Consider the following 584-nt stretch of genomic DNA (forward strand, 5'->3'; position numbering starts at 1 on the left):
CCGCGCCGTCCGCGAGGTCCGCTATCGAGATGTGCACGCCGGTCCCTCTCGCCCGGGGACCCTCCGGCGGGACGGCGGATCCGCGCGATGATCTCTACCGGGACGCGAGTGTAGCGCCGCGCCGGTCCCCCGCGCGGCCCCGGCACCCACCGAGTCCGTGCAGGTGAGCGAGTTGAACCGGGCCGTCCGGCTACCCCGGCATGGCCTCGGTGGGGACGGACGTGCGGGCGGGCGCCGGGTTAGGGTGGAGGCTCCCGGGGCTCGGCGGGGCGCCCGGGACGTCCGGACGATGGCGTGCGGGGAGGGGCCGTGACGGCACCGGGTGAGGCCGCCGAGAGGGTCCGCATCATCGATGCCGCGTACCGCTGCCTGGCGGCGGCGAACGGCGTCCCGGTGACCGTCGGCGACGTGGTCGCGGCGGCGGGGCTGCCGGGCGAGGCGTTCGACCGGCACTTCGCGTCCAAGGACGCGCTGCTGCTGGCGATGTTCCGCCGCGACGGCGCGCTGCTGACCGCGGAGATGCGCTCGTGGGCGGCGTCCGCCGCGGGCCCGCCCGAGGCGCTGCGCGCGGTCGTCGACGGCAT

The 584-nt window shown here is 77.4% G+C and carries 1 protein-coding gene; it reads left to right on the plus strand.

Annotation, left to right across the window (positions count from 1 at the left end):
- Positions 1-309: 309 nt before the first annotated feature.
- A partial coding sequence (locus tag F9B16_RS50545) for a TetR/AcrR family transcriptional regulator (RefSeq protein WP_192809428.1) occupies positions 310-584 on the plus strand: 275 nt, incomplete at its 3' end.

The organism is Actinomadura montaniterrae (genome assembly GCF_008923365.1).
GTDB lineage: Bacteria > Actinomycetota > Actinomycetes > Streptosporangiales > Streptosporangiaceae > Spirillospora > Spirillospora montaniterrae.